Source organism: Lysinibacillus canaveralius, assembly GCF_047301505.1.
Classification (GTDB): Bacteria; Bacillota; Bacilli; order Bacillales_A; family Planococcaceae; genus Lysinibacillus_B.
This window is the reverse complement of the sequence record NZ_CP154840.1, coordinates 2,963,135-2,987,441: the sequence shown is the minus strand read 5'-3', so window position 1 is coordinate 2,987,441 and position 24,307 is coordinate 2,963,135. Positions and strand designations below refer to the sequence as shown.

The 24,307-nt window shown below is 41.4% G+C and carries 17 protein-coding genes and 1 other annotated feature; of the genes, 16 read left to right on the top strand and 1 reads right to left on the bottom strand.

The genetic code is table 11. The annotated features are described in order from the left end of the window. Nucleotides 1-235 precede the first annotated feature (235 nt). The 14 genes from clpX to AA0Y26_RS15095 all read left to right on the top strand — a co-directional run bounded on the left by clpX (nt 236) and on the right by AA0Y26_RS15095 (nt 19,095). Entirely contained in the window at nt 236-1,501 is a 1,266-nt protein-coding gene (gene clpX, locus AA0Y26_RS15160) for an ATP-dependent protease ATP-binding subunit ClpX (RefSeq protein WP_413362921.1), read from the top strand. A 155-nt stretch (nt 1,502-1,656) separates the two neighbouring features. After that, entirely contained in the window at nt 1,657-3,993 is a 2,337-nt protein-coding gene (gene lon / locus AA0Y26_RS15155) for an endopeptidase La (RefSeq protein ID WP_413368231.1), read from the top strand. Nucleotides 3,994-3,996: 3 nt separating this feature from the next. Then, entirely contained in the window at nt 3,997-4,578 is a 582-nt protein-coding gene (gene yihA, locus AA0Y26_RS15150; protein WP_413362920.1) for a ribosome biogenesis GTP-binding protein YihA/YsxC, read from the top strand. Between the two features lie 281 nt (nt 4,579-4,859). After that, entirely contained in the window at nt 4,860-5,111 is a 252-nt protein-coding gene (locus AA0Y26_RS15145) for a YjfB family protein (RefSeq protein ID WP_413362919.1), read from the top strand. A 146-nt stretch (nt 5,112-5,257) separates the two neighbouring features. Then, on the top strand, nt 5,258-6,946 hold the full coding sequence (locus AA0Y26_RS15140; RefSeq protein WP_413362918.1) for a hypothetical protein: 1,689 nt from the start codon (nt 5,258-5,260) through the stop codon (nt 6,944-6,946). A 65-nt stretch (nt 6,947-7,011) separates the two neighbouring features. Next, on the top strand, nt 7,012-8,445 hold the full coding sequence (locus AA0Y26_RS15135; protein WP_413362917.1) for an S-layer homology domain-containing protein: 1,434 nt from the start codon (nt 7,012-7,014) through the stop codon (nt 8,443-8,445). Between the two features lie 15 nt (nt 8,446-8,460). After that, nucleotides 8,461-11,388, top strand: coding sequence for a VWA domain-containing protein (locus tag AA0Y26_RS15130; RefSeq protein WP_413362916.1), 2,928 nt, complete (start codon nt 8,461-8,463; stop codon nt 11,386-11,388). 402 nt (nt 11,389-11,790) lie between these two features. Continuing rightward, nucleotides 11,791-13,152: a glutamyl-tRNA reductase gene (gene hemA, locus AA0Y26_RS15125; protein ID WP_413362915.1), complete on the top strand. Its 1,362-nt coding sequence runs from the start codon at nt 11,791-11,793 to the stop codon at nt 13,150-13,152. Nucleotides 13,153-13,371: 219 nt separating this feature from the next. Then, a complete protein-coding gene (locus tag AA0Y26_RS15120; protein WP_413362914.1) occupies nt 13,372-14,199 on the top strand; it encodes an inner membrane protein YpjD in 828 nt (275 codons plus the stop codon). Nucleotides 14,200-14,219: 20 nt separating this feature from the next. Next, entirely contained in the window at nt 14,220-15,152 is a 933-nt protein-coding gene (hemC, locus tag AA0Y26_RS15115; RefSeq protein ID WP_413362913.1) for a hydroxymethylbilane synthase, read from the top strand. Next, on the top strand, nt 15,142-15,894 hold the full coding sequence (locus tag AA0Y26_RS15110) for a uroporphyrinogen-III synthase (RefSeq protein WP_413362912.1): 753 nt from the start codon (nt 15,142-15,144) through the stop codon (nt 15,892-15,894). Before hemC ends, AA0Y26_RS15110 begins: the two co-directional genes overlap by 11 nt. Further along, nucleotides 15,891-16,871 (top strand): porphobilinogen synthase, encoded by a 981-nt coding sequence (hemB, locus tag AA0Y26_RS15105; RefSeq protein ID WP_413362911.1) that lies wholly within the window; start codon nt 15,891-15,893, stop codon nt 16,869-16,871. Before AA0Y26_RS15110 ends, hemB begins: the two co-directional genes overlap by 4 nt. 1 nt (nt 16,872) lies before the next feature. Beyond that, entirely contained in the window at nt 16,873-18,162 is a 1,290-nt protein-coding gene (hemL, locus tag AA0Y26_RS15100) for a glutamate-1-semialdehyde 2,1-aminomutase (protein ID WP_413362910.1), read from the top strand. Between the two features lie 117 nt (nt 18,163-18,279). Further along, nucleotides 18,280-19,095 carry a hypothetical protein gene (locus AA0Y26_RS15095; protein ID WP_413362909.1) on the top strand — a complete coding sequence of 272 codons (816 nt, stop codon included), beginning with the start codon at nt 18,280-18,282 and terminating at the stop codon, nt 19,093-19,095. Here the strand turns inward: AA0Y26_RS15095 and AA0Y26_RS15090 are convergent. Next, complete coding sequence (locus tag AA0Y26_RS15090) at nt 19,072-19,263, bottom strand: hypothetical protein (protein ID WP_413362908.1); 192 nt, start codon at nt 19,261-19,263, stop codon at nt 19,072-19,074. The genes AA0Y26_RS15095 and AA0Y26_RS15090 overlap by 24 nt on opposite strands. Before the next feature lie 403 nt (nt 19,264-19,666). Continuing rightward, nucleotides 19,667-20,156, top strand: a binding site (T-box leader). A 41-nt stretch (nt 20,157-20,197) separates the two neighbouring features. Here AA0Y26_RS15090 and AA0Y26_RS15085 point away from each other — a divergent pair. After that, entirely contained in the window at nt 20,198-22,840 is a 2,643-nt protein-coding gene (locus tag AA0Y26_RS15085) for a valine--tRNA ligase (RefSeq protein WP_413362907.1), read from the top strand. 155 nt (nt 22,841-22,995) lie between these two features. Beyond that, nucleotides 22,996-24,282 (top strand): bifunctional folylpolyglutamate synthase/dihydrofolate synthase, encoded by a 1,287-nt coding sequence (locus AA0Y26_RS15080; protein WP_413362906.1) that lies wholly within the window; start codon nt 22,996-22,998, stop codon nt 24,280-24,282. The last annotated feature ends 25 nt before the right edge of the window (nt 24,283-24,307 follow it).

Sequence of the window (24,307 nt, the reverse complement as noted above, 5' to 3'; positions counted from 1 at the left end):
TTCGCGCTTGCTGATAAGGTGCGGCATGCAGACACTAAGCATGCTGAGGGTATGCTTCACACAGCTTGTTGCAGTTATCTTGGCGCGAATATGCTTTTCTTATCAGAAAGAAATGGGCATGTTATATACATAGATTTTGGGTACTGTACATATAGGCAACTTTTTTTACAGTCAATATATTTGATAATAAGCGGATAATCTTGTAAGATTGTTGCTTGAATAGGGGTGAAACAAATTGTTTAAATTTAATGATGAAAAAGGCAATTTAAAGTGCTCTTTCTGTGGGAAGCCACAAGAACAAGTTCGTAAGCTGGTTGCAGGACCGGGCGTATATATTTGTGACGAATGTATCGAGCTATGCTCGGAAATCGTAGTAGAAGAGCTAGGCGTGGAAGAAGAAATCGAATTTAAAGATATTCCCAAGCCGAAGGAAATTTTAAACATATTAGATGAATACGTAATTGGACAAGAACGTGCTAAAAAAGCTTTAGCCGTTGCTGTGTACAATCACTATAAACGCATTAACTCAAATGCGAAAATTGATGACGTAGAGTTATCAAAGTCTAACATTGTGTTGATCGGACCAACAGGTAGTGGTAAAACATTGCTTGCTCAGACATTGGCACGCATTCTGAATGTACCATTTGCAATTGCAGATGCGACGTCTTTGACAGAAGCGGGCTATGTAGGGGAAGATGTGGAAAATATTCTTCTTAAATTGATCCAGGCAGCTGATTATGATATCGAGCGTGCAGAAAAAGGGATCATTTATATCGATGAAATCGATAAAGTAGCGCGTAAATCTGAAAATCCTTCGATTACTCGCGACGTATCAGGTGAAGGTGTACAGCAAGCCCTTCTCAAAATTTTGGAAGGAACAGTAGCAAGTGTACCTCCACAAGGCGGACGCAAACACCCGCATCAAGAGTTCCTGCAAATTGATACTTCAAATATCCTATTTATCGTAGGAGGCGCATTTGATGGTATCGAACAAATCATTAAACGCCGTCAAGGTGAAAAAGTCATTGGCTTTGGCACAAACTTAAGCACTCAGGAAGAGGAAGGTTCGCTGCTTGCTCACTTAATTCCAGAAGACTTATTGAAATTTGGGTTAATTCCTGAATTTATTGGTCGTCTGCCTGTATTAGCATCTTTAGAGCAGCTGAATGTTGATGCATTAGTCCGCATTTTAACTGAACCTAAAAATGCATTAGCAAAACAATATCAAAAAATGCTAGAGCTTGATAATGTAGAGCTTGAGTTCGAAGAAGAAGCATTAGTAGAAATCTCGAAGCTTGCAATCGAACGTAAAACAGGAGCACGTGGGCTTCGCTCCATTATTGAAGCAACTATGTTAGACGTAATGTATGAGCTGCCTTCTCGTGAGGACATTGTAAAATGTATCATCACTGCAGAAACAATTACGGATAAGGCTGATCCGAAGCTTTTATTAGCAGATGGAACAGAATATAAAAGAGATAACAAAAAGACTTCAGCATAGTTTCTGATGTTACGCTTGGCGTGGTGAATGAGCTGGCTTCGGATGTGCTATCGCACAGTCGACGGTCAGCTTTTTATTCACACTTAATACATAGGTTTATGAAAATCATTTTTACACACATACTACAATTGCGGGTTGTTACGTATAGATTTTGGATGGAGGTGAATACCCGCGTGAAAAACATTGAAAAAAATATTCCATTATTGCCGTTAAGAGGGTTACTTGTCTTTCCATCAATGGTGCTACATATTGATGTCGGTCGTGAGCGTTCAGTTGCTGCCCTTGAGCAGGCAATGTTGGGAGATAGCAAAATTTTTCTAGCGACTCAGCAGGATATGCGTGTAGAATCGCCGGATCGAAACGACTTATATGAGGTAGGAGCCGTAGCAAATGTAAAGCAGATGCTTAAGCTGCCTAATGGTACATTGCGTATTTTAGTTGAAGGTATCGCACGTGCCAAGATGCTGGATTATAAAGAAGGGGATAAGTATACTTCTGTCGATATTGAAATCCATCAGGATGACCCGACGAAAGATGCAGAAACAGAAGCTTTAATGCGTACACTGTTAAGCTATTTTGAGAAGTATGCCAAAATCTCCAACAAGATTACGACTGAAACAATTGAATCCGTTGTAGATATTGAAGAGCCAGGACGGTTTTCAGATGTGATTTCTTCGCATTTACCTTTGAAAGTGGCGGAAAAGCAGGAAATCTTGAGCATTTTCAACATCAAAAAACGTTTGGATTACTTAATTATCCGTCTGCATGATGAGCAGGAAGTCATGGCCCTTGAAAAGAAAATTAATACAAAAGTAAAACAAGCGATGGAGCGTACACAAAAAGAGTACTTCCTTCGTGAGCAAATGAAGGCAATCCAGCAGGAGCTTGGCGACCGGGATGGAAAATCCGGTGAGGTGGCTGAACTCCGTAAACGTATTGAAGAGGCAGGCATGCCAGAAGCGACACGGAAAGTAGCGCTAAAAGAGCTGGACCGGTATGAGAAAATACCGGCGGCGAGTGCCGAAAGCGGTGTAATACGTAACTATGTGGAATGGTTAGCTGCGCTTCCTTGGAGTGAGAAAACGGAGGATCGGCTCGATGTTGCTTATGCAGAGGAAGTTTTAAACCGTGATCATGACGGTTTGGAAAAAGTAAAGGAACGTATTTTAGAGTATTTATCTGTTCGACAGCTAATGAACTCTTTACGCGGGCCGATTATCTGTTTAGCGGGACCTCCAGGAGTTGGTAAAACAAGCTTGGCGCGTTCCATTGCAGAAAGCTTAGATCGTAAGTTTGTACGTATCTCCCTTGGCGGCGTGCGAGATGAATCAGAAATCCGCGGACACCGCCGTACGTATGTAGGAGCAATGCCGGGACGTATTATCCAGGGGATGAAGAAGGCAGGTACCACAAATCCTGTATTTTTACTTGATGAAATTGATAAAATGTCGAATGATTTTAGAGGAGATCCTTCTGCAGCGATGCTGGAAGTGCTTGACCCTGAGCAAAACAATACGTTTAGTGATCATTATATTGAAGAGCCGTATGATTTATCAGATGTGCTGTTCATTGCAACGGCCAATGATCTAAGTACGATCCCAGGCCCTCTTCGTGACCGTATGGAAATCATAACGATTGCAGGCTATACGGAGATGGAGAAAACGGAAATTGCGAAAAATCATCTAGTTCCAAAGCAGATGAAAGAACATGGCTTGAAAAAATCCCAGCTTGTAATGAAGGATGAGGCAATTATCGATTTAATCCGCTACTACACAAGGGAAGCAGGTGTACGTGGATTGGAGCGTCAAGTTGCGACGGTTTGCCGTAAAGCAGCAAAGATCATTGTCTCTGGGGATAAAAAACGTGTTACGGTCTCATCTAAAATGCTTGTTGAGATGTTAGGTAAACACCGCTTCCGTTATGGACAAGCAGAAACAGAAGATCAGATCGGTATTGCTACAGGACTAGCCTACACAACAGTAGGGGGCGACACCCTGCAAATCGAGGTTTCGTTAACACCTGGTAAAGGGAAGCTGCAGTTAACAGGGAAATTAGGAGATGTCATGAAGGAATCAGCTCAAACTGCCTTGTCCTATGTACGTTCCCTTACAAATGAATTAGGCATTAAGCCTGAGTTCTTTGATGAACACGATTTGCATATTCACGTTCCAGAAGGCGCAGTGCCAAAAGATGGTCCGTCTGCCGGGATTACAATGGTAACGGCGGTCGTATCTGCCATTACGAAAAAGCCGATCAAGCGCGAAATCGGTATGACGGGCGAGGTAACGCTCCGTGGCCGCGTGCTGCCAATTGGAGGCTTAAAGGAAAAATCATTGAGTGCGCATCGTGCGGGCTTAACGACGATTATTATACCAAAGGACAATGAACGCGATATTGATGATATTCCTGAGGCAATTCGCGAACAGCTGTCGTTTAAATTAGTGTCACAAGCGGAGGAAGTGCTTCAGCTGGCATTAGATGGAGGGTTTTAAAAAATGAAAGTCCATAACGTCGAAATGGTCATTAGTGCCGTTAGACCAGAGCAGTATCCTGAAGATGGACTTCCTGAATTTGCGCTTGCAGGGCGCTCTAACGTCGGGAAATCTTCATTCATTAACCGTATGATAGGGCGTAAGGCATTAGCGCGTATATCTTCAAAACCGGGAAAGACGCAAACATTGAATTTTTATAAGATTGAGGAACAGCTGTTTTTCGTCGATGTACCTGGTTATGGTTATGCAAAAGTATCGAAATCCGAGCGTGCAGCTTGGGGCAAGATGATTGAAAAGTATTTTACAGGCCGTGATTTATTAAAGGCGGTTGTACTGATTGTGGATTTACGTCATTCACCAACGAATGATGACTGTATGATGTACGATTTCTTGAAGCATTACAATATTCCATGTATCGTCATTGCTACAAAGTGCGATAAAATTCCGAAAGGAAAATGGGATAAGCATAAGAAAGTTGTAAGAGAAACTTTGCAAATGGATAAGGAAGATCCGCTAATTGTCTTCTCTTCCGAAAAAGGAATTGGATTTGAACAGGCATGGGCGGAAATCGAAAGCCGTATGTAATACGGAGCAAACAGGATTTACTATTAAAGTTATCGCTAGAGCGTCGCTACCTTAGAGTGTAGCGGCGTTTTTTTATGATAGAACAAATATAATTTTCCACTGTGAAAAGAAGAAAAGGTAGTATTCTTTTGAAGTACTTACATCTGAACATTTTTATGATAAAAGCATAGAGACAGGGTTTAACAGCTTAAAGCCGTTTTGTCAAAAAAATATGCTATGGACTATTCTCTAGGCTGGTAAAAGAGAATCATTTCCCTTATATCCAAGGAAGGCATCTTTTCATGAAGAAATGTAAATATATGCTTGATGAATACATCATACTGCCGATAAATATAACAGGAGGTGCTACTATGGATATTGCAGCATTGTCAATTACAATGAGCCAGACACAGCTGATGCAAAATGTGTCATTGGCAGTGGCCGGAAAAGTGATGGAAACACAACAGGTGCAAGTACAGCAAATGACGGAAATGATGGAATCAGTGGATGCACCACACCCGAATCTAGGTCAGAAAATTGATATTTCTATCTAACTGAGCATCGGAATGAACTGCTGGCCATTCCGTTTATTTGTATTTCAAAGGAAAAATGAAGTAAAAACCAATTTTGAGACAAAAAATGAAGAGGTAGAATTTATTCTTTATGAAACAATAGAATTTATAAAAGGAGGAACAGGTAGATGAAGAAAAGAATAGGTCTCTCCATACTTTCACTCGTTCTATTATTATCTCTCATCCCGTTTGGGGCATCATCCGAGGCGGCGGCAGTGTATAAAGGGACGTTTGAAAATGTTACATATACTGAGACAACCTTAAAGGATGGAACGGTTCAACGTACGAATCCGAGATTAACGATCAGAAATTCAGCGGGTCGTACAACTACGTTAAACCTAACTGATGATACGTATTATTATATCAATGGAACAAAAACGAATATTAATGGGTTTAAAAAAGGAATGACAGTAGAAGCCAAGGTCAGCCTACGTAATGTTACACGCTTAGATGGCAAATCTGCAGTTGAGGAAGGCACAATTGTAAAGAATAGCAAAGAGCTGGCAGGGGTTGTAACAAAAATTGATCCAAATGGTATGTTTGTGCAAGTGAAACTGGATAGTGGTTTGGAAAAGCAATATTACATAAATAGTGATACAGCTTATATAAAAGGCAAAGCTCATGTAGATATAAGTACGATGTACGAGGGTGACCGAGTGAAGCTGAAGCTTTCATCAGCAACATCGTCAGTAGTGACAGAGATAGAAATCATTCAAACTGGTACCCTTGTTCATAATTTGTATAAAGGACAGCTGCACACAGTGAATGTCCGGAATAATCGCTTCATTGTATCGAACTCTCAGGCATTTGAAGATTGGGAATTCGGCACACGCCCGCACAATGATTTATCCACATTCTCATTTGCCGGCAATACGACAATGTATGCAGGAAATAAAAAAATAAATAAAAATCAATTGCAATACTACCGAAACAGCGATGTTTATTATGTTACAACAAAGCAATTCGGTCGAGAAGTTGTAGAAAAGGTTGTCGTATTGGAAAACAATGAGCGTACATTCTATGATCAAATCACAATGGTGGATACGTCTAATCAACTTTTCCGCTTAAAGGATTTTGGGTTAATGTACTATCATAAAGGATCTATTTTAGTGCGTAATGGACGCTTAGTAGAACCGAGCACATTAAGTGCCTGGGGTACAGCATTCGTATTGACAGATGGTGTAACAAAAAGCAATACGACACATGTTGTCAATATTACGAACGATAGTTTCCTTTCACCAAACCTAGCAGCGCATGAATTGTACTTCGGGAAATTGTCTTTAGTAGAACAATCAAACTATCTGCTGGAAATCGGTGATTATACAAAGCTGGACAGCGGCTCTCATGCTTGGCTATATGAAGAAGAACAGGCAAAGACATTATCGTTTAGTAATTCAACTGTCGTAACACAAAGCATTGGTTCAACTGGTGTGGCTCTTGCATCAAGCTTACAAGTTCATGAAGGAAAATACGGCTACTTCTATGTGAAGGATGGTCATATCCAGGCAATACATTTAGTCGGTAAGGATAAGCTGCAGCCGACTACGACAATGGCTGGACGAATTGCTTCTGTTAAAATGATTGATCAAGGCTCAATTGGTGTCGATGCGACAGCAGAATTGGAAGTAAAGGATGTCAGCCAGTGGTATGAAGGTGCTTGGCTTGATACAGGTCGAATTAACCGCCTTGAACTATCACAAGTATTGATTATTAAAGATCGAAAACGAATTACAATTGACCAATTAAAACCAAATGACCGTATTGTTATATTCACTGACGATACGTTCGATGCGCAAATTATTTTAGTGAATGAGTAATGCCAGGCAGGTGTGCAGCCACGCTGCATACCTCTAATTTTTACGAAGAGAGGGGTATCGAAAGGATGAAAAAGCTGGGATATATAGCACTGGTCATGACCGTTCTTTTAGTGTTGATGCGTCCGGAGCAGTCATCAGCTGAAATTGTGGATTTGACGGGCGGTATTAATAATGAATATACATATGAGGAATACATGTTCATTTTAGGGAAGCCGATGCATTTTACAGCCACAAATAAAGATGTAAAAGTAAAGGTTACAGAAAAAAGCGACAAAATTACTGAGACATATAACATTAAAATGAAAAGTAATGACGGTGCTTCACTGACAAGATCATTTACCTATGTTTACGCGGTAGACAACCACGATACGATTGGTCAAATGACAGCGACTGGAGAAGTAACGAAGTACAGCGAGAAAATTAGTTATCAGGATGCAGCAATTGAGTTAGTGGATTATCAAATGTCGAGAAGCTATATCACTGATAAGCGCCCTGCATCTGACTATACGTCCGGCAATACAGTAATGCGAAAAACATATCTTATTAAATACAAAAATGGGCAAACACAGACAGTTGTCGTAAATGGTTCTGGGAAAAATGTAGGCTATGAAAATTTCTGGGGTTCAACAGAAACGCAGATTATGGACTATGAATTTGAGTATCCGGACGGTACGGTCGGTACTGTTACAAGCCGTTCCTCTCACTCGAAATCCCGTACATTAAACTATGAGGAAAACCTAGGTTCGTTAGGAAGTTTTGATGGGGGTTACTCAGTTAACAGTGAGGCAGACACTATCTCGGAGTATAAATATGATTTACCGAAAGAAGGAACAGGGACGATTGACTTTACAGCAGAATATATGCCAAAAGTAGAGCGCTTGATTGTGCCGAAATTCCGTGATTTATCGAGCCATTGGGCAAAATCACATATAGACAAGCTCTATTCGCTTGGTATTTTTGATGATCAGTCTAATTTCTTCTCCCCGAATACACCAATGGGACGCTATGATTTTGCAGTTGCCATCGGGAAGGCAATTGATCTGCGGGTAGAGGTAGGAAGCTCGAAAAAGAAAAGTGCGTCAACACCTTCTATTTTTAAAGATGTAAAACGGACAAGACCAAACTATCCCTATTTAGTAGCGACATATAATAAGGGCGTCATAACAGGGGTAAATTCACAGACCTTCAACCCGGAAGGTAACTTGACGCGCCAGCAGGCAGCTGCTATTTTGGTACGGGCGTTGGGCCTTGAAGGAAAAGCACCTGATCCTGGTTTTAAAACACCATATAAAGATGATGCAAAAATCTTAAATTATGCAAGGGATGGCGTCTATGTAGTGACGCAGCTAGGCCTAATGAGTGGGTCACAAGGAAACTTTAATCCAGCCGGTACATTGACACGCGCTCAGGCGGCTGCTATTTTAGAGCGTTTCCTACTATATTTAGAGAACGATTTAAAACAAAATTATCGAGATGATATTTTATTCTTTGATTACTAAGAGAGGGGACTAGCCATGAAGAAGACAATTGTACTATTTTTTAGCTTCATCCTTCTCCTGTCCACATGGTTGCCATATATGACGGAAGTCGAAGCAGCGGCTATTTCGGATGTACCGACGTCTAATGCCAAATATCAAGCCATTAACTGGGCTGTAGACAATGGGTTAATGTCGCTTTATACAGGGAAGAAGTTTGATTTAAATGGTAATGTATCTGAGTCGGAAATGTTACTGGCATTTGCAAAATTAGATGCCAATTATAAACATTCTACGACGAGTGATATGGCGTATTTATATTATGGAGATATAAATATTCCTCTGGAAGGTGCCGCAAATAAAGCGAAGCGTAGCCGCTTAGCCACACGCGGAGATTTCGCCGTTATATATGCGGCGATGCGTGGATTAGATTTATCAAAAGTACACGCAGTTCAATATTTATATACACAGGAAATTACAAAAGGAACTTCCGGAAAAAAAACATATGAAGGCTTTGCGCCGGACAAAAATATTAATCGCGGAGATCTTGCGGTATTTCTATATCGAATCGCGCAGAATGGAAAGTTTGCTGTAGAGGGACTTCGTTCAGCTGCTACGGGCAAAGATAATGGGAAAATTACATTGCCGCTGCATTTTGTCGCTTCTGAAGGAACATCTGTCGACTTAGAAAAGCCTGGGCAAAATACGAGCGATGTTTCCCCGAATACTCCGAATGCAAACAAGGCTGTACAAAGCGTAGAGGTAGAGAATAAAAAACTGAACGCAAATGGCTATGATGTCACAATGGTTACGGTGAAGCTGAAGGATAGTAATGGGAATGCGATTCCGTATGATCAGTCGCTGACATTTAAGGTATACTCGGAGTATTTTAAAAGTATCAACTTCAATCCGTCTGCTCACAACTTAGGGGCAGCCGAAAAGGCAAAGTTGAAGTATGATCCAAAAGAAATCCTGGAGGCTCCGACAGCCGTTACTTCACCGAATGGTACATCTACTGCTCTTGTAGAAACAGATGGAGGAGAGCTGACATTCTTCTATCGTGCACCACGTATGACCAAAAGTATGAAAGATAATATCATTCTGGAATTAGCTGATTCATCTGTAGGAAAGAATTTTGCTTCCTATAAAAATAGCCAGATTAAAATACCTGTTGAATATACAGTAGAGCCTGAACTTCGTATTTCATATGAGGTATATGACGGACAAACATACGCTGGTGGAGATGGAGGAGGTCAAATACCTTCTGCACCTGCCTATCCGGCTGATGTAATGAAGCAAGGACCTATAACAGTATCAAATATTAATGCCGATGCAGGAACATTAACGGTACAGTCGGTCAATATTATGCCGCAGTATCGCTATGCAAGACTGACATTGGCGCAGCGTGAAATTTCGGAGCAAATGTTCGAGCGGATTGTAAGTGATTTATTGGACAATACATCCACTATCCAGCTTGATTATTATGTAGATGCAAATGGAAATGCAGCCTATAACATTCCATTCAGCTATATCCCAGGCAGTATCATTAAAGAGTTCGGCAGTAACGAACCACAGGAATACGCTGTTCTGCTTTACTTGTTCAGACTGCTTCCGGATAAAATTTCCGAGTTTTCAATGGCTGATTATAAGAGTGTAAAGTCAGCTCAAGCAATCGCCCAACGTATAACAGAGGCTGATATTCGAAACTCCAGCTATAAGGATTTACGAAATGTTATAAACGGTATTGACGCTCTGGCAAAGCTTGCGGATCAGACTAAGGCTGCTGAAGATGCGGCGAGCCGTCCTGGGGATATGCCAAGCTATACAAAGGTTGTAGTGACATTAGTGGCTCCTGGCGGTCAAGTCATTACAAATTATAATGGACAAGTGACGATTGACTATAATGGTCAAAAGAAAACTGTACCGTTTAACCGTACACAAGGAACAAGCAGTGAAGACAGCGGGCGGGCAATCGCATACTTTGACGGCGCCCATTACGGGAAAACCGTGGCAAAGGTAACGTTTAGTCCAGAAACAGATTCCCGCTATAAAGAGCTGCTTAAAGGTTTAGAAGGAAAAGTAGTGAAAAAAGAAATCATTGCCCATCCACCGCTCAATACCCTGGAATCCTGCAATCGAATTCAGAAAGTAGCGTTTGTAGTTGATGAGTCAGGTTCAATGAAAAAAGCGGACCCGAACAACTTGATTAACAAGAAGACACGGGAACTTATGGAGGAACTGAATATTGAACCAACTGTTGCTGCAGGGTTCAACAGCCAAGGGCGATTCATAGCAAAAGATACTGGGGAAAAGGTTTCTAAGTTAGAAGAGCTTTATGAGCTAAAGTACCGGAAAGGCGGAACAAAAATAGCTACCGGTATTGAAGCGGCTAAGCAGCATATGAAGGAACAGCAATATATAGGTTCTATTCCAGGGGCAATTGTTCTTGTATCAGATGGCAAGGCAAATAGCAATGAAGCTAAAGATATCATCACATATGCGCAGCAGAACAATTTAAAAGTATTTACTGTATCAGTAGGTAAGGATGCAAATCAGACAATATTGAAGAATATTGCCGTCCAGACAGAGGGGCAGCATTTCCACTTATCGGATATTAACAATATTACGGCAATCTATGAATCTTTGATGAAAGCGATGTGTATTAATCTTGTGGAAGCATGTCCTCCAAACTTTGATTCATTCCAGCAGTCAGATGTAACGATCGGACGTACGTATCTTTTCATTGAAGCGGAAGCAAACTGCGGCAATGTTGAAAAGGTGAAGGTGAAATTCTACTCTGTAAAAGGAGAAATTGAATTGGATCTGCGATATATCGGTATGAATAGATTTGAGCTGGAACATGATATCCGTAAAATTCATAATTTCAGCATTTACGAGGAAGTAGAATTCCTTGCTTATGATAAAGACGGTAAATTACTTGCTACTAAAAAAATAGACATTCAGTAGGATGATCGGCTCCGGCAGCAGAATAGCTGCTGGAGTTTTTCTATTGTTTTCGGGAATACTAAACTATTGTAATGCGGAAGTTCGATAAAAGGGGTTAACAGCAACAGAGTCTTTAGACAGGTCGAAAAAATCAATTGGTTTGCAGTCGGACCGCTGTCGATTTTACTAAAGAGCTGTTGTGAATAGTCTCATATTAGTAACCTTTTGTTCACATTCATGTTTATATTTCATTGAAAAAGTAAACATTCATTGAAACAGAACATAATTTTTGTTACACTTACATTAGAATTATTCTAATGTAGGGATGTCGTTTCATAGCATGTTCACAAAGTTTAGAGTGAATTATGCTTTCTTTATGTTACAATGAGTATTGTGAATTAGAACGTGTGAGGTGTAGGGTTCATGCATACATTAGTCGTAGGCTTGAATTATAAGACAGCGCCTGTCGAAATTCGGGAAAAACTATCGTTTATTGAACGTGATTTACCGAATGCGATGGAAGCGCTACAAAAAGAAAAAAGTATATTAGAAAACGTAATTGTATCGACATGTAACCGTACTGAAATCTACGCAGTAGTTGACCAGTTACATACAGGTCGTTACTATATTAAGCAATTTTTATCTAATTGGTTCAATATACCGGTCGAGAAATTTGAAGATCACCTTTTCATCCGTGAAGATGATGCTTCATTGAGCCATTTATTCCGCGTAACAGCAGGGATTGATTCAATGGTATTGGGCGAAACGCAAATCTTAGGACAAGTTAAGAAAAGTTTCTTACAAGGACAAGAGATCGGAACGACAGGTACTGTTTACAACCAATTATTTAAACAAGCCGTAACCTTTGCGAAAAGAGCGCATAGTGAAACAGCAATCGGAGAAAATGCTGTGTCAGTATCGTATGCGGCGGTCGAGCTTGCGAAGAAGATTTTTGGCTCCCTTCAGCGCAAACATGTGGCGATTTTAGGCGCTGGTAAAATGGGAGAGCTTGCGATCCAAAATCTTTATGGCAATGGTGTTGGAAAAGTAACGGTTATTAACCGTACATTTGAAAAAGCGCAGGATTTGGCTACAAAGTTCGAGGGGAACGCGAAGCCAATGGACGAGCTCCAATGTACATTGCTGGAAGCAGATATCCTAATCAGCTCGACAGGCGCTACAGAATACGTTATTGATTATGAATTGATGAAATACGTTTCTCGTATGCGTAAAGGTGAGCCATTGTTCATGGTAGACATTGCAGTACCACGTGACTTGGATCCAAAAATCGGGGAACTGCCAAACGTCTTCTTATATGATATCGATGACTTGCAAGGGATTGTCAATGCCAACCTGGCAGAACGTGAAAAAGCGGCTGTGCAAATTGTCGATATGATCGGCACAGAAGTAGTGCAGTTTAAAGAGTGGTTCGCTACATTAGGTGTTGTCCCTGTAATTACAGCGCTGCGTGAAAAAGCGAATCGCATCCAGCAGGACACAATGGCGAGTATTGAAAATAAGATGCCGAATTTAACAGATCGCGAACGTAAAATTTTAAATAAGCATACAAAATCAATTATCAACCAGTTGTTAAAAGAACCGATTCTACAGGCAAAGGAACTAGCGAACTCGCCAAAAGCGAATGAAGAGCTCCAATTATTCCAGCAGATTTTCGGTATTGAAGACGCTGTTCAGGAAGAAGTCGGTATGCATAAAAAAGCAGAGAAGGAACGATTGATCCTATCTCAAGGCGAAATTTCGACAAATCCAGGGTATTCATTTTAAGTTAAGAAGTAACTTTTCATAAGCGTTTTCGTATCTGTATGGTAAAATATACAGGTACAAAGCGCTTTTTTCTTTGGTTATTAGAGAGGAAATTCTCGAAAAGTGCTTGGGTTGAAACAACAGTTCACCAATCGAAAGAAAGGTGATGAAATATGTCATTTTCAATACAGACGCACTTTAGATAGGTAAGGATTCATTCAGAAAAAAGAAGGGTTGCCTATGACGGAAATAACAATGGCCAGATTATATGAAGTGATGGTCATTTTATATGCAATTGGAATTGTCTTTTATTTTATTGATTATCTCTATAAATATGTAAAGGCACGAAGGGTAGCATTTTGGTTTGTTTGCATTGCCTGGGTGATGCAGTCGATGTTTTTTGTTCTCTTTATCATTGAAACACAACGATTTCCGATATTATCCCTCTTTGAAGGGATCTATTTCTATGCATGGCTGCTGACAACATTGTCTATTATTCTCCATTGCATTGCACGAGTTGATATGCCGGTGTTTTTTGTCAATGTATTAAGTTTTGTATTTGTGACAATCCACTTATTTGCACCAACTGAGAAAGTGCAGCCTATGGTCGATTCGCTTGTATCGGAAATGCTCGTAATTCATATTTCATTTGCGATCATGTCCTATGCAGCCTTTTCGTTATCATTTGTGTTTTCAATACTATATTTGATTTTATACCGCATTCTAAAGCAGAAAAAGGCCAACCCATTATGGTCACGTCTGCCATCTCTGCAGCAGACAAGCAGCTGGATGAGTAATTCCATGCTGGTTGGGGTGCCTTTACTTTTCATTAGTCTAATTTTAGGGTTAGAATGGGCATTAATGACATTGGATAGATTATCCGTATTTGATATAAAAATTGTCGGCTCTTTTATTATTACGGTCATTTATTTAATTATTTTATTACTACATCGTAGTGGGAAATTGACAGGAACGAGCTATGCTTGGATTCAGATCTATGCCTATTTGCTAACGGTCGTGAATTTATTCCTCGGCAATAAAATGTCGAACTTCCACTTATGGTATTAGCAGAAAGGTAGGATATTATTTTGAGAAAAATTATTGTAGGCTCTCGCAAAAGTAAATTGGCTTTAACACAAACGAACTGGTTTATCAATGAATTGAAGGCAGCTGGTGTACCGTTTGAGTTTGAAGTAAAGGAAATTGTAACGAAGGGCGATCGCATTCTGGATGTACAATTATCAAAAGTCGGGGGGAAAGGGCTGTTTGTAAAAGAAATTGAACAGGCTCTTTATGATAAAGAAATTGACTTTGCTGTCCATTCGATGAAAGATATGCCGGCTGTGTTACCGGAAGGTCTTGTTATTGGCTGTATTCCGGCGCGTGAGGACGCACGGGATGCTTTCATCTCAAATGACCATGTAAAATTCGCGGACCTGCCTAAGGGCGCAATTGTGGGGACAAGCTCTCTTCGACGCAGTGCACAGTTATTAACTGTTCGTCCCGATCTTGAAATCAAATGGATCCGAGGTAATGTAGATACGCGTTTAAATAAATTGAAGACAGAAGGGTATGACGCCATCATTTTAGCGGCTGCTGGTTTAAAGCGTCTCGGCTGGAATGAAGATGTTGTGACAGAATATTTGGATACAGATATTTGTGTACCAGCTGTTGCACAAGGCTCCCTTGGTATTGAGTGCCGGGGTGATGATGCTGAATTATTAGCTGAGCTGGCGAAACTGACTGATGCAGATACATGGAAGACGGCTCATGCAGAGCGTTCTTTCCTCGCAGCGATGGATGGCGGCTGCCAGGTACCAATTGCCGGCTATGCAACAATTGAGGGAGAAACGATTACATTAACTGGATTAGTGGCAGCACCAGATGCTTCTGTAACATTTAAGGAAACGTTGACAGGGACAGATGCGGATGCACTAGGAAAGGAAGTAGCAAAACGATTAACGGAGCAGGGAGCTTATGATCTGATCCAACGCGTAAAGGCTGAGCTGGATGCCGAGTAATCGTTTGCGTGGCAAAACAATTGTTCTAACCGGTACAAATAAAACCGTGTCCATTAAGGAACTAATCGAGCATAACGGTGGCGAGTGTGCTGTTTTTCCTTTGATAGAAACAAAGGAGCTGCATTCGGCAGAAGATGCAGCACGTTTGTCGGAGCTAAATTGTTATGACTGGCTGATATTTACAAGCCAAAATGCAGTGCAAGTATTTATCGATAAATGTAAACGAGTGAAAATAGAAACCCGGGAGCTAAAATGTAAAATTGCTTCAGTTGGAGCCCAAACAACGTCTCTGCTTGAAAGATGCGGTTTGAAGGTAGACTTTATGCCATCGACTTTCAGCGCAGATGTATTTGTACAAGAGTTTCCGAAGGTGGCACAAGAGTGGGAGAGCAAGCTGTTCATTCGGGGGAGCTTAGCAAAACCGACTATTCGAGAGGGCCTGCCGCATGTTACAGAATGGACGGTTTATGAAACATGTGCTAATGATACGTCCATCGTTCCACTGATGGAGCTTTTGAAACAAAGAGAGTCGATTGTTATTTTTGCCAGTCCATCCGCTGTCGAGGTCTTTCATGAGAAGGTCGCGCCGATTGTTGGCTGGCAGCGCATTTCTGCCGCAGCAATCGGCCACATTACGGCAAATGCACTTCGCACACTTGGAGTGGAAGTGTATGTGCAGCCGAAAACCTATACAATGCAGGCCGTAGTAGAGGAAATCATTTTATTGGAGGAAGAAAAATGACAGAACTATTTTTCCAACGTCATCGCCGCTTACGTCAAAATGCGAGCATGCGTGCATTAGTAAAAGAAACATACTTGCACAAAGAAGATTTGATTTATCCGATTTTCGTCATTGAAGGCGAAAATATAAAAAATCCGGTGCAATCGATGCCGGGAGTATATCAATTTTCGTTAGACAAGCTAGAGGTTGAGGTTGACGAGGTTGTTGCATTAGGTATCAAGGCAGTCATTTTATTCGGTCTGCCGGCAGAGAAAGATGCAGTAGGCTCAGGGGCTTACCATGATCATGGTATTGTCCAAAAGGCGACACGCTTTATTAAAGAGCGCCATCCAGAATTATTGGTCGTTGCTGATACTTGTTTGTGTGAATTTACTGATCACGGCCATTGCGGCGTGGTTGAAGGTGATCAAATTTTAAATGACCCTTCATTGAATTTATTAGCAAAAACAGCGATTTCCCAGGCGGAAGCAGGAGCGGATATTATTGCGCCTTCTAATATGATGGACGGCTTCGTAGCAGCAATCCGCGCAGGACTTGATGAAGCTGGTTTTGAACATATTCCGATTATGTCATATGCAGTAAAATATGCATCGGGCTACTATGGTCCATTCCGCGAAGCTGCGGACGGGGCACCAAAATTCGGAGACCGTAAAACATATCAAATGGACCCATCGAATCGTATGGAAGCCATCCGTGAAGCCACATCTGATGTAGAAGAGGGAGCAGACTTCCTGATTGTCAAACCGGCGCTTGCCTACCTTGACATCATCCGTGATGTGAAAAATAACTTCCCGCTGCCAATCGTAGCGTATAACGTATCAGGTGAATATGCGATGGTGAAGGCAGCTGCGTTAAATGGCTGGATTGATGAAAAATCGGTTGTCATGGAAACGTTACTTGGCATGAAGCGTGCAGGGTCTGACTTAATTATTACGTACCATGCAAAAGACGTCTGTCGCTGGTTGGAGGAGAAATAATATGCGTTCATACGAAAAATCAAAAGCTGCATTTGCAGAAGCGGTTGATCTAATGCCAGGCGGTGTCAATTCACCAGTCCGTGCATTTAAATCGGTAAATATGGACCCGATTTTCATGGAGTCTGGAAAAGGTGCCATTATTAAAGATATCGATGGAAACGAATATATCGACTACGTATTATCTTGGGGCCCGCTTATTTTGGGACACTCTGAGCCAAACGTTGTAAAAGCAATACAGGAGCAAGCAGCGAAAGCTACTTCGTTTGGAGCACCGTCGCTATCAGAAAATCAATTGGCTAAACTTGTAATGGATCGTGTACCTGGAATCGAAATGATTCGCTTTGTTTCCTCTGGTACAGAAGCAACGATGTCAGCGCTTCGTTTAGCACGCGGCTACACAGGGCGTGACAAAATCCTGAAATTCGAAGGTTCTTATCATGGCCATGGCGACTCTTTATTAATTAAAGCAGGTTCAGGTGTAGCAACACTTGGCTTGCCGGATTCACCAGGGGTGCCAGCTGATATTGCAAAAAATACATTAACAGTTGCGTACAATGATTTAGAGTCTGCAAAAGTAGTATTTGAAAAGTTCGGCAGCGATTTAGCTGCGGTAATCGTGGAACCTGTTGCTGGGAATATGGGGGTTGTACCACCAAAGCCAGAATTTTTAAAAGGTTTACGTGAGTTAACAGAAAAGCATGGTACTGTCCTCATTTTTGATGAGGTGATGACAGGCTTCCGTGTAGATTATGGCTGTGCCCAAGGCTATTATGGGGTTACACCGGATTTAACAACATTAGGAAAAGTAATCGGCGGTGGGCTTCCGGTAGGAGCATTTGCAGGGAAACGAGAGATCATGGAAAAAATCGCACCGGCTGGTCCAATTTATCAGGCAGGAACATTATCAGGAAACCCGCTTGCTATGACTGCGGGCTATGAAACATTATCTCGTCTGACGAAAGATTCTTATGAATATTTCAAAAAGCTAGGGGATCAGCTGGAAGCTGGCTTCCGTGAAGCAGCTGCGAAATACAATATTCCGCATACAGTTAACCGTGCAGGTTCTATGATCGGTTTCTTCTTCACAAATGAAGACGTAGTTGATTTTGAGTCTGCTAAAATGTCTGATCTGGCATTGTTCGCTGAGTATTTCAAATTGATGGCGGAAGAAGGTATCTTCCTGCCCCCGTCACAATTTGAAGGCTTGTTCATTTCAACGGCACATACAGAAGAACATATTGCCAAAACGGTAGCTGCTTTCCATAAAGTATTTGAAAAACTTGCACGATAAGATAGTTTTGTTTGCTAACGTTGATATGAAAAAAGAAGCAGCTGTGAAATACGAATACTAGCTAAATAATGAATAAATCCCTCCTTTCCGCATACGGTGTTGCAAGGAGGGATTTTTTTGTCACAAACGATGGATTGGCATGTGAAGGAAACATTTACATTTCCTAATGACTTCGGGTGCGTAAAAGATGTGAAATTAATAAATGTCCAGGCAAACTGGGAATGCGAACAATTGCCTGAGGAGCTCCGCATACAAGGTATCTATCATATAATGGCGAGGGTAGAGTTTGACCGACAAAAGCATGCCCGCCCGGAGATGGGCACGCTGATTGAACATGTAGATGTAATGGAGGATGAAGGGTACTTTGAATATGCCTTACCATTTCGATTGGAGCTGCCGAAGATGGAATTAAAAAGTTTACGGGTTGAAGATATTCAAACTACTTGCGGTGATGCTTTTGATATCGCCTGGCAGGTGATGTGTGTTTATGATGAAATTACAACTACAGAAGTAACAGACCATGAAAAAATCTTTATCGAAAAAGCGGTTGAAAGCTCCGGAAAAGACATTCAAGAAATACGTAAAGCAAAAGCAGTAGAAGATGTAATGGAAAGCAGTGTGAAAGAAATGATTGAAGTAATAGCTGAAAACATTCCTGAAAACATTCCTGAAAACATCCCTGAAGAGATTCCTGAAGAAGTTACGGAAGAAGCTGCTGAAAATAGAGTAGATGAAATCACTAAAGAAATTACTGAAGAAATTGCAGAAAAAATTGCTGTGAAAGTGGTAGATGAAAGCCATGAAGAGCTCATAGAAGAGCGCGATGAAGAGTTTATGGATGAAAGCCGGCAGGAATCTACAGAGTTTCTGTTCCACTTAGAAGATGGATATCGAAAAGAATCCTTTCCGTTAAATAAAGTCCGTAATCAGTAGATACGCAATCAGTCCCAACACACACAGTAAGATAAAATCCCATGTTGTTGGGAAGAACAATGTACGACAGCCCTGGAAAACAGTGATCGGTATGATAATTGTCCGGCAATAAAAGCGAGTTTTCCGAAGCCATGGCGGTAGTAAGTAAGGGTTGTAGTGTTTTCTCATAATATAACTCCTTTCGTTAAAAATGAAGGCTATCCTGAAGAGGGGTAGTCTTTTTCAATTCTATGAAAAACTTTCTTGTAACGAACAATTCCTGACCAGGCATACATGCAGCAAGAAGCATATCAAATAAGCAGAAGTAGTTTCTGTTTGCAGGTCCCTTCACGAAAGAAAAAGGTATCGTACCTTTTATTTTGTAATCAGTATAAACTTTCAAAAAAATCTAGTTACCATAGTTTATTCCGAAGACCATCCGCACGACACACTCTGTTATCTCATGCTTTTACCTATCATAAGAAGAGTCTCTTTTATAAAAAATGTGATTAGTTTAATGAAAAAGGGTCATGATATGTAACAAAGCTTGAAAAAACAGCATAAATTGATTACAATAGCAGGTAACTAAATATGTGATGCAATGATTGGGAAGAGTAGAATGAACGCCCTTTGTTAGAGAGGAAACGGTAGCTGAAAAGTTTCCAAAGCGGCCCATTTGAACGTAGCCTAGGAGCAGCCTTTATGAAATGATAGTAGTAAAGTGCCGGTTAAACACCGTTAACGAATGAAGAGCCAAAATGGAAAGCCATGCGAACCCTTGACAGATGAATGGCGCAAAAGAAAGCGTTTGTCAGTCAAGGAACGACGAAATGAGGCAGCCGGAGTGAACATACAGTTCATAAGGATTGCTGAATGAGGAGTGACGCAGAATGCGAACCCTTGACAGATAGAAGGCGCAAAAGAAAGCGTTTGTCAGTCAAGGAACGATGAAATGAGGCAGCCGGAGTGAACATACGGTTCATGAGGATTGCTGAGTGAAGAGTGACGCAGAATGCGAACGCTTGACTTGCGCCGTTTTGGAATTAAAGGTGGTACCGCGAACTAACTCCCTCGTCCTTTTGTTGACGAGGGAGTTTTTTATTTTCTACAAGGAGGAGTCATTATGACAGAAATCACAATGCCGACAAAGTACGATCCCAAAGGCACTGAAGCTGGCCGCTATGAATGGTGGTTAAACGGGAAATTTTTCGAAGCACAACCTGAAAGCGGCAAGGAGCCGTATTCTATTGTTATTCCACCACCAAATGTAACAGGTAAATTACACCTTGGTCACGCATGGGATACAACATTACAAGATATCATTATCCGCATGAAACGCATGCAGGGATATGATGCATTATGGCTTCCTGGTATGGACCATGCAGGCATCGCAACACAAGCAAAAGTAGAAGAAAAGCTACGGGGTGAGGGCCTTTCCCGCTACGATTTAGGTCGTGAAAAATTCTTAGAAAAAACGTGGGAGTGGAAGGAAGAGTACGCTTCTCATATTCGAGCGCAATGGTCTAAGCTAGGTCTTGCCCTGGATTATTCCCGTGAACGATTCACATTAGATGAGGGCTTATCCGATGCGGTAAAAGAGGTCTTTGTAAAGCTATATGAAAAAGGCTTAATCTACCGTGGTGAGCGTATTATCAACTGGGATCCGGCAGCGAAAACAGCGTTATCTGATATTGAAGTAATTCATAAAGAGGTAGAGGGTGCATTCTACCATATGGAATACCCATTAGCTGATGGCTCTGGTAAATTACGCGTTGCAACAACACGTCCGGAAACAATGCTTGGTGACTCCGGTGTAGCTGTACACCCTGAAGATGAGCGCTACAAGCACTTGATTGGCAAAACGGTCATTTTACCAATCGTAGGTCGTGAAATTCCAATCGTAGCAGATGATTATGTAGATATGGAATTCGGTACAGGTGTTGTAAAAATGACACCGGCACATGACCCGAACGACTTCGAAGTAGGGAACCGCCACAACTTAGAGCGTATTTTAGTAATGAATGAAGACGGAACAATGAACGACCTTGCAGGCAAATATGCAGGGATGGACCGTTTCGAATGCCGTAAGCAAATCGTAAAAGACTTGCAGGAGGCAGGTGTACTTATTGAAATTGAGCCACACGTACACCAAGTCGGACACTCTGAGCGTTCGGGTGCAGTTGTAGAGCCGTATCTTTCAAAACAATGGTTTGTTAAAATGGGCCCACTTGCTGAGCAGGCACTTGCGATACAGGAAAACGAAGAAGAAAAAGTAAACTTCGTACCAAATCGTTTTGAAAATACGTATAATCGCTGGATGGAAAATATCCATGACTGGTGTATTTCTAGACAGTTATGGTGGGGGCATCAAATCCCAGCTTGGTATCACAATGAAACAGGTGAAATTTATGTAGGCAAGGGAGCACCTGCTGATGCACAAAACTGGACGCAAGATGAAGACGTGCTTGATACTTGGTTCTCATCTGCATTATGGCCATTTTCAACAATGGGCTGGCCGGATGAAACAAATGAAGAATTTACACGCTACTATCCTACAAGCACATTGGTAACAGGCTATGATATCATCTTCTTCTGGGTAAGCCGTATGATTTTCCAAGGAAAAGAATTCACAGGTGAACGTCCATTTAAAGATGTACTGATCCACGGACTTGTACGTGACGCGGAAGGCCGCAAAATGTCGAAATCTCTAGGTAATGGGGTTGACCCAATGGATGTGATCGACCAATATGGTGCGGATTCATTGCGTTACTTCCTGGCGACAGGTTCTTCTCCTGGTCAGGACTTACGCTATACGACAGAAAAAGTAGAAGCTACTTGGAACTTCATCAATAAAATCTGGAACGCCTCTCGCTTTGCCTTGATGAACATGGAAGGCATGTCATACAAGGAAATCGATTTATCAGGTGATTTATCTGTAGCGGATAAATGGATTCTATCTCGTTTAAACAATACGATTGAACGCGTAACAGCATTGTCCGATAAATATGAATTCGGTGAAGTAGGCCGCGAGCTGTATAACTTTATTTGGGATGATTTCTGCTCATGGTATATTGAAATGGCGAAATTGCCTCTTTACGGTGAAGATGAAGCAGCGAAGAAAACGACACGTTCTGTTTTAGCGTATGTACTAGATCAAACAATGCGTCTGCTGCATCCATTTATGCCGTTTGTTACAGAGGAAATCTGGCAGCATTTGCCGCATGAAGGAGAGTCTATTACAGTTGCAGCTTGGCCAACAGTACGCCCTGAATTTGACTTTGAGGCGGAAGCCGGCGATATGAAACTGTTAATGGATATCATCCGTTCTGTACGTAACATCCGTGCGGAAGTAAATACACCGATGAGTAAGCAAGTACCGCTTTATATTTCAGCGAAGGACGAAGCGACAGCATTAGTACTTGAAGCAAATAAAGCGTACATCGAAAAATTCTGTAATCCAGAAACACTTGAAATCGGTGTAGGTATTGAAGCACCGGGCCAAACGATGTCAGCCGTTGTTTCCGGAGCAGAATTGTTCTTACCACTAGCAGGTTTAATAAACGTTGAAGAGGAAATCGCACGTTTACAAAAAGAGCTTGAAAAGTGGGCGAAGGAAGTTAAATTAGTAACAGGTAAGCTTTCAAACGAAAAATTCGTTTCAAAAGCACCGGAAGCATTAGTGAATGCTGAACGAGAAAAGCTTGCGGATTATGAAGAGAAATACACAACAGTTGAGAAGCGTCTAGCTGAACTGAAAAATATGTAGTAAATAGGGAGATGCCAATCCGGCATTTCCCTTTCATTTGTTTCTAGACAAATCGACCTGATTATTAGACAATGTGAAAGGATTAACGGACAAAATCATCGATGGCGCCATGCCAAATACATAATACATATAATCAATCGCTGGGAGGCTTGACGATGTTTCAAACAATGAAAGATTGTACGGATTTTATTTTTACATTGAAGGCAAGCCAATACAAGGGACAGCCGCTTGAGTCAGCACGAAAAATTTTAGCGGCGTTAGGAAACCCAGAGGCTTCTACACGCTTCATTCACTTTGCAGGGTCGAATGGAAAGGGCTCTACGCTGAATGCAACAAGGGAAATTCTGATGGAACATGGTTTGAAGGTCGGTGCCTTCATTTCTCCCCATCTAGAGAGACCAAATGAACGGATTACAATTAACAAAAAACAAATAGCAGATGAAGACTTTTTGTACTTTGCTAATAAAATAGTGGAAATTGTTCATCGGCAATTAGATGGGATGTTCCCAAGCTTTTTTGAATTTATGACATTGATTATGTTCCAATATTTCGCACAGGAAAAATTGGATGTAGCACTTATTGAGACAGGAATTGGCGGCCGTCTTGATACGACAAATGTGCTAACTCCAGATGTCAGCGTCATCACTACAATTTCTCTGGAGCATACAGATATGCTGGGTGATACGATTGCCGAAATCGCCGGCGAAAAAGCGGGAATTATTAAGTTAGGAAAGCCTGTGGTCGTAGGGGTTAGGGATGCAGAGGCACGAGAAGTGATCTGTAAGGAAGCAAAGGAGCGTCAAGCACCGCTTTATATGTTAGATCAAACAATTCATTTAGAAAAGCAAGCAGAGCGGCAATTGCTCACTTATAAGGCTTTGGATAGGAAGATGGAGGAGGTTTATGTTAGGATGGCTGGTGCTCATCAGCTGGATAATGCTGCTTTAGCCATTACAGCAGCACTCCTGTATGACCCCTCGATTAGTGAAAAGACAATTCGCACAGGATTGGGGAAAGCTAGTTGGGAAGGGCGTTTTGAACGGATAGCACCTCAAATAATACTTGACGGGGCCCATAATCCTGAAGGAACAGCCGCCTTACTTCAAACGCTCTCTCAAGTAGAGCCGGACAAGCGATATAAGTTTGTCTATGCAGCCCTCCAGGATAAGGACCATCAGGTGAGTATCCAGTTGATGGAAAGTATGGCATGTGAAATGTACTTTACTGAAATTGATCTTCCACGTGCTGCTAAGGCAGAGGTTCTGGCAGAGGAAAGTAAGCATAGTTGTAAATTTGTCCAAAAAGACTGGCGTTCCTTGCTCTTTGAGCTGCAAGATAGAATGGGAGAAGACGATCTTCTCGTTATTACGGGATCTCTTTATTTTATAGCTGAGGTAAGATCTTTTGTAACTTCTTACAACAAAAGCCTCTCGCCTTTCTAAAGAGTGCAATGACATAGGCGTGTAA

Coding starts and splice junctions, on each gene's coding strand:
- lon (WP_413368231.1), top strand. CDS start 1,657: ATGGAGGTGAATACCCGCGTGAAAAACATTGAAAAAAATATTCCATTA.
- yihA (WP_413362920.1), top strand. CDS start 3,997: ATGAAAGTCCATAACGTCGAAATGGTCATTAGTGCCGTTAGACCAGAG.
- AA0Y26_RS15145 (WP_413362919.1), top strand. CDS start 4,860: ATGAAGAAATGTAAATATATGCTTGATGAATACATCATACTGCCGATA.
- AA0Y26_RS15140 (WP_413362918.1), top strand. CDS start 5,258: ATGAAGAAAAGAATAGGTCTCTCCATACTTTCACTCGTTCTATTATTA.
- AA0Y26_RS15135 (WP_413362917.1), top strand. CDS start 7,012: ATGAAAAAGCTGGGATATATAGCACTGGTCATGACCGTTCTTTTAGTG.
- AA0Y26_RS15130 (WP_413362916.1), top strand. CDS start 8,461: ATGAAGAAGACAATTGTACTATTTTTTAGCTTCATCCTTCTCCTGTCC.
- hemA (WP_413362915.1), top strand. CDS start 11,791: ATGCATACATTAGTCGTAGGCTTGAATTATAAGACAGCGCCTGTCGAA.
- AA0Y26_RS15120 (WP_413362914.1), top strand. CDS start 13,372: ATGACGGAAATAACAATGGCCAGATTATATGAAGTGATGGTCATTTTA.
- AA0Y26_RS15110 (WP_413362912.1), top strand. CDS start 15,142: ATGCCGAGTAATCGTTTGCGTGGCAAAACAATTGTTCTAACCGGTACA.
- hemB (WP_413362911.1), top strand. CDS start 15,891: ATGACAGAACTATTTTTCCAACGTCATCGCCGCTTACGTCAAAATGCG.
- hemL (WP_413362910.1), top strand. CDS start 16,873: ATGCGTTCATACGAAAAATCAAAAGCTGCATTTGCAGAAGCGGTTGAT.
- AA0Y26_RS15090 (WP_413362908.1), bottom strand. CDS start 19,263: ATGAGAAAACACTACAACCCTTACTTACTACCGCCATGGCTTCGGAAA.
- AA0Y26_RS15085 (WP_413362907.1), top strand. CDS start 20,198: ATGACAGAAATCACAATGCCGACAAAGTACGATCCCAAAGGCACTGAA.
- AA0Y26_RS15080 (WP_413362906.1), top strand. CDS start 22,996: ATGTTTCAAACAATGAAAGATTGTACGGATTTTATTTTTACATTGAAG.